The 6,378-nt window shown below is 37.7% G+C and carries 5 protein-coding genes and 1 pseudogene; 3 read left to right on the top strand and 3 right to left on the bottom strand.

Features of this window, described 5'->3' with window-relative positions:
* The coding region (locus CBG25_RS04510) for a transposase family protein (RefSeq protein WP_290603775.1) at nt 1–281 on the top strand (281 nt) is incomplete at its 5' end.
* Between the two features lie 406 nt (nt 282–687).
* Nucleotides 688–2,115: an exodeoxyribonuclease I gene (gene sbcB / locus CBG25_RS04515; protein ID WP_290604881.1), complete on the top strand. Its 1,428-nt coding sequence runs from the start codon at nt 688–690 to the stop codon at nt 2,113–2,115.
* A 113-nt stretch (nt 2,116–2,228) separates the two neighbouring features.
* Here the strand turns inward: sbcB and CBG25_RS04520 are convergent, their stop codons facing one another.
* From CBG25_RS04520 to CBG25_RS04530, 3 genes are all read right to left on the bottom strand, one after another.
* Nucleotides 2,229–3,608: an APC family permease gene (locus CBG25_RS04520; RefSeq protein ID WP_290604875.1), complete on the bottom strand. Its 1,380-nt coding sequence runs from the start codon at nt 3,606–3,608 to the stop codon at nt 2,229–2,231.
* Between the two features lie 481 nt (nt 3,609–4,089).
* Complete coding sequence (locus tag CBG25_RS04525) at nt 4,090–5,100, bottom strand: TonB-dependent receptor (protein ID WP_290604877.1); 1,011 nt, start codon at nt 5,098–5,100, stop codon at nt 4,090–4,092.
* A gap of 95 nt (nt 5,101–5,195) precedes the next feature.
* Nucleotides 5,196–5,450 carry a transposase gene (locus CBG25_RS04530; protein ID WP_290604879.1) on the bottom strand — a complete coding sequence of 85 codons (255 nt, stop codon included), beginning with the start codon at nt 5,448–5,450 and terminating at the stop codon, nt 5,196–5,198.
* Between the two features lie 265 nt (nt 5,451–5,715).
* Here CBG25_RS04530 and CBG25_RS04535 point away from each other — a divergent pair.
* Nucleotides 5,716–6,195, top strand: a pseudogene (locus CBG25_RS04535) (integrase core domain-containing protein); the annotation flags it as partial.
* Nucleotides 6,196–6,378: the final 183 nt, after the last annotated feature.

Consider the following 6,378-nt stretch of genomic DNA (forward strand, 5'->3'; position numbering starts at 1 on the left):
AGGTAACCATCTGGGCAGATACCGGTTTTCAAGGTATAGATAAACAGCATCCTAATACACAAATCCCAAAAAAAGGAACTCGAAAAAGACCTTTATCGCCTGAACAAAAACAAGAAAATAAAATAATCTCGGGCATCCGTATTACAGTTGAACACGCCATCGCGGGTATCAAGCGCCTCGGTTGCATGACCCAAATTTTACGGAATCGTAGACCCTTTATTGATGATACCTTCTTACTCCTTAGCGCAGGTCTTTGGAATTTCCATCTCAGAACAGCGTAAAATTTACTTCAATCACCGAAACACCCTTATTTCACTATTAAGCAACACGCTTTTTGTTTTATTATCTTTGCACTGATAATGACGCTTTTGGTCTGTCTTTATTAATTTTGTGTTATTAATAACCTAAATTTAATTAAACAAAAAATGATAAATAAGTGAAATTTTCAAAGTTAGCTCTAATACTATGATAATTAATTGTATAATAATGATATTCAGCTTAAGTATCCATTAACGGCGTATTATTGCGATTGCGGATAATTTAAAAATACAAAATTCATTTCTGCTGGACTCATCAATCAGTCATTAAAAATAAGTTAACACAGAGAGTAAAAAAATATTCATTGTCAGATTAGAATATTTTAATATTATTAAACAACATATTGCGCTACATAAAAATTGGGAAAATATTTTGGCCAATAAGCAAAAATCCTCATTTCTGTTTCACGATTATGAAACATTTGGGCAGCATCCTGCTCTCGATCGACCCGCACAATTTGCCAGCATCAGAACCGACTCAAATTTTAATATTATCGAAGAGCCACAAATTTTTTACTGTGCCCCTGCCGATGACTATCTTCCTCAACCTCAAGCCGTAATGATCACGGGTATTACGCCCCAATATGCAATAGCTCATGGCATAAATGAAGCTGAATTTGCTAGACGTATTCATGAAATATTTAGCATAGCCAATAGTTGTATTGTCGGTTACAACAATATTCGATTTGATGATGAAGTCACTCGTCACATTTTCTACCGTAATTTTTATGATCCTTATGCTTATAGCTGGCAGCAAGGTAATTCACGTTGGGATTTACTTGATGTGTTACGCGCTTGCTATGCGCTACGACCTGATGGCATTAACTGGCCTAGCAATGATGAAGGACTACCTAGTTTCAAATTAGAACTTCTGACCACTGCAAACGGTATTGAGCATGCAAATGCTCATGATGCAATGGCCGACGTTTTTGCTACTATCGAAATGGCAAAATTAGTTAAGCAAGCACAGCCAAGGATGTTCGATTACTTCTTTCAATTAAGAAATAAAAATGAAATTCGCCAATTAATTGATATTATTGCCATGACCCCGTTAGTGCATGTTTCCGGCATGTTGGGCGCAATACGAGCCAATACCAGTCTAATTGCACCACTGGCCTGGCATCCGGAAAACCGTAATGCCATTATTGCCTGTGATCTAGCGGCAGACATTAGCCCACTGCTAACATTAAATAGCGACACTCTAAGGCAACGTTTATACACACCCAAAGCAGAGTTAGCCGGTGAATTAGCCATTCCTATTAAACTGATACATATTAATAAATGTCCAATTCTGGCTCCGGCCAACACACTGCGGGCAGCAGATGCACAACGAATAGCACTAGATCTCGATGTCTGTCTGAATAATTTAGCCATATTGCGACAACATAATGAAGTGCGGGATAAAGTTATTCAGCTTTTTACCGAACCGCAACCCTTTCCTGAAGCAACTGATGTAGATACTAAGCTTTATGCCGGTTTTTTTGGTGATAATGATCGTTCAACAATGGCTATTATCCGTCAAACTTTACCGCAAAATTTACCCGCATTGGATCTCAAATTTGACGATCCGCGCATGAAGCAACTATTTTTTCGTTACCGTGCCAGGAACTATCCGGCCACACTGACAGAACAAGAACAGCTTGCCTGGTTACATCACCGACGCGATAGATTGACCAGCGAGAAAATAACCGAATATCTGCAAACTATCGAGCAATTATTTATTGAACATCAAGAAGATAAAGAGAAGTGCCTGCAACTAAAAGCACTGGTAGATTATGCCAAACAGATAGCCAGTTAATTGGGTTTCGTAATAACATACAAAAACGGGTTAGCTAATATAGCAAAAGAAAAGGCCAAATAATTGGCCTTTTGCTGTGGTGAAACCGTCGATAGCGCTAAAATTTGTGATCACTAAGCCTCATTCATTTGTGGTAATGGCCGACGAAAACGGCGGGTGATAATTGCCATATAAAAAATTCCAACCGCTGCCCATACCATCCCTAATAGCATGGAAGTTTTCTCTAAATTGATCCAAAGCACTGATACGGTTAAAGCGCCCATAATAGGTAGAATTAAGTAATTAAATTTATCCCGCCAAGTATGACAGCGACGCTCTCTAAAATAAAATTGCGAAATAACCGAAAGATTAACAAAGGTAAAAGCAATTAATGCACCAAAATTAATCAATGCTGTGGCAATTTCCATATCAAACCAAATTGCCGTTAACGCCAGCATGCCAACTAAAATGACATTAAAAGCTGGGGTTCGCCATGTTGGATGAACATAACCAAAAAAACGCTCAGGAAATACGCCATCTCGTCCCATCACATACATGAGACGAGAAACTCCTGCATGCGCAGCCATACCTGATGCTAATACGGTTGCACAAGAGAAAACCAAAATAATAGACTGAAAAAATGCACCAGCAACATATAGCATAATTTCAGGTTGCGATTCATCAGGTTTTTTAAAATGCGAAACATCAGGAAAATACAGCTGTAAAAAATAAGAAACGCCAATAAAAATCAAACCACCAATCAAGGCCGTCAAGAAAATCGCCTTTGGTATTACTTTTCCTGCATTTGGTGTTTCTTCCGATAATGAACTGATGCCATCAAAGCCGAGAAATGAAAAACATAAAATCGTCGCCCCGCTAATCATCGGAATTAAATGCGCCTGTTCGGAGGTAAAAGGTCGCCATGACCAAATCTGACCAGAACCTTCGCCTTTAGATAATCCATGGATCAAAACAGCTAAAAAAACTAGCATAACAGCGATTTGAATAATCACAATAATGGTATTTAAGTTAGCGACTAAATTGATACCCCGTAGATTAAAAATAGTCATCAAAAAAACTAATCCGACCACAAAAATCCAAGGCACAACAGCCGGAAAAATAGCTTCCAGATAAATTTTCGCTAACAGTATATTAATCATCGGCATGAATAAATAATCAAGCAAAGATGACCATCCCACCATGAAACCTAAATGTGGGCTCATCGATTTTTGTGCATAGGTATAAGCCGATCCCGCCGAAGGAAATCGTTTTACCAATTTACCATAACTCAATGCAGTAAAAAGAATAGCAATCAAAGCAATGATATAAGAAGAAGGAACATGCCCATCAGTTTTTAATGACACTAAACCAAAAGTGTCAAAAACCGTCATTGGCTGCAAATAAGCCAGCCCCATCATAACAACCTGGATTAAAGTTAATGTCTTAACCAGTTGCGCACGATTATTTATCTCGGTAGATTCTTTACTGAGAGCTAATTGGATATTATGAGACATGGCCAAAACCTCCTACAACTTCCAATTTCGCCTGGCTATTTTGCCTAAATCGATAGTTATAAGGAAGACTTCGCTCACGCCTATAGGCTGAGAAAAAAGAGAAATGAGAGAATAAGTTATCTTCGAAGCCGAACGATCCGTAGTCATAAATAATACAGCAACCATGACCCATTGGCACAGGTGCAAAAATAGATAATTGCGCCATAATAGCATTCCTCACTACGGTAGTCTGCTTTAGTTTGACTACACGTTTTTTCTAACAGTTGTATCAACTCCGGCCAGGTTTCCGGCCTCATATAAAATTAAATAAATCAGCTTACAAATAAAAAAATAACTGATGCAATTAATGAGCATCAGTTATTTCTGATGGCGCATTCTGCACTTCATCCTATGAAATAGCAATATTTTTTTAATTTTTAATAAAAAATTAGCTAGCTGTTACCATGAGTATAGCTAGCTAACTTTTTAACTCAAAATGATTTTAAAAGTTATAATTTAATCCTAAATTGTAACGGCGGACATCTAATAGGGCTTTATTATCATTATCCACTAAACGCCTATCTAAAATATTATAAACCCCTGTGAATAAAGAAAGATTTTTGCTCAGCGCGTAATTTATTCCCAGATCAACAAAGGTATAAGAGGGTAATTCATTCGCCATCGATGAGCGAGAAAGATATTGATTGGTTCTACCTCGGAAATTTACCCGTGTCCAAGCTTCTAATTCAGTGGTTGCCTGCCAGCTTAACGATGCATTCGCCATATGCTTAGGTGTTTGACTAAAGGCTTGGCCCTTAAAATTGCCACTCAGTTGCTCAGAATCTGAGTAGGTGTAATTGGCTGCCATTGATAGATTATCCATGATTTGCCAATCAAATGTCGCCTCAATACCACGCAAGTTTGCCTTATCGACATTATCACGTGTACTTATAAAATCATATTGACTGCCATTGGGAATAATCGCATTACTACAAGCGGCTAATTTATCGCCCCAGAGACGATATTCCATAATTTTATCTTTAAAATCAGTATTAAAAACTGTTACACCGATATTCAGGTCATCCTGATTATTCCATAACAAACCAATTTCCTGACCAATACTTTTTTCTGGTTTTAAATTTGGATTACCGAGAATGATCCCTTTACTTGTTTGGCCGCCAGTTATTTGTCCCCAGTTAGGCGCCACTTGGCGTAAATCAGGTGAACGATATCCGGTCGAAACGCCACCTTTAAGTATCCATTGATCATTGATATGCCAAACACCATATAAGCGAGGCGTCCAATGTGCACCAAAATTCTCATCTTTATCCATTCTAATACCAGAGGTTAAGCTGAGATCATTGGTGATCGTCCATTCATCTTCGGTAAATAATGCCCAACTCCAACGGGTTAATTTATTAACATTGGTCGCTGTCGGTAATTGGTTGTCTTGATCATGTAAATCTTCATAACGATACTGACCACCAATACTGAGCTTATGTGAATCTAACACGAGTTTCGCACAAAACTAATTTGGGTACGCTAATAAAACACGGATGTGCTCAGCAAGAGCATTTTTGATTACGTCCCAATTTTGTTGATAAAGGGTTATTTTTTCAGATATACGACGTTTATGTTGTTCAAACCACGCAGAAATAGCGAGAAAATATGATTTCTTTGCGCTCGGCTCGTGCGAGCCTGACAGCGTTCAATACCACAATTTTGTTTAACTTCTCGATGATAAACTTCAACAGACCAACGGGCATCCATGATAGATTTGACGTATTCACGGGTGGGATTCTCTTTGTTTGTTACTATGTAATCAATACGGCCGTTTTTGGCTGTAAATTTGAAAACAGTCACCCAACCGTAGCCTCGTAAGTGTATTGGAGTTCCTTCTTCTGAGATGTCTAACTTGTTCAGTTGTTTATTATGSWYRASWWTCGCACCAATAAAAAAACGCTCTATTTTTAAGTTTAATTCAGCATGATATATAAATAGTCAAAACCTTATAAATCAAATACAACTTATTGTAATTTAAGAAAATTTATGTTTTTTAGTAACTTGCAGATTAATCATTGCTTTTAAGCCATTTTTAGAATTTTATATGCCTGTGCGAAACTCGTGTTATATTGATACTTACTGCAAAGTCGTTCATTGTAAACTTTACACAACGAAAAGTTCGATAACTGCTGCGGATTTATTAAATGACAAGGTTCTGCCTTTTTATGCCCAACATGGATTACCGATATTACGTATACTGACGGACAGAGGTAGTGAATATTGTGGTAAAGTTGAGCATCACGATTATCAACTTTATCTGGCTATCAACGATATTGATCACACAAAAACTAAGGCACGCTCGCCTCAAACTAATGGAATTTGTGAACGTTTTCATAAAACCGTATTACAAGAGTTCTACCAGGTAGTTTTTCGTAAGAAAATCTACGGTAATTTAGAGGAATTACAAACTGATTTAGATAAATGGTTAGAGGAATACAATAACCAGCGTACTCATCAAGGAAAAATGTGTTGCGGTCGAACACCCATAGCAACTTTACACGATGGAAAACAAATTTGGAGAGAAAAAGATTTAAATCAAATTTAGCCTGACAGATACTGTATAAATAACCGGTAACTGTCAGATCAAGTCTGAGCTACTACAAATTAACTCTGCTTTTCATTCTCCTTTGCGCTGGCATCGGGTCAGCAACTGTAGAAGACTATTCCCAAAAACAAGGTACAAAAGGGTATACCTACAAGGATTTGACCGCCTACAAGCAAAGCTGCC

The sequence above is a fragment of the Arsenophonus sp. ENCA genome, assembly GCF_002287155.1.
GTDB classification, from domain to species: domain Bacteria; phylum Pseudomonadota; class Gammaproteobacteria; order Enterobacterales; family Enterobacteriaceae; genus Arsenophonus; species Arsenophonus nilaparvatae.

Bases quoted from the DNA above. Each gene is read 5' to 3' on its own strand.
- CBG25_RS04520 (WP_290604875.1), bottom strand. From the start codon at position 3,608: ATGTCTCATAATATCCAATTAGCTCTCAGTAAAGAATCTACCGAGATA.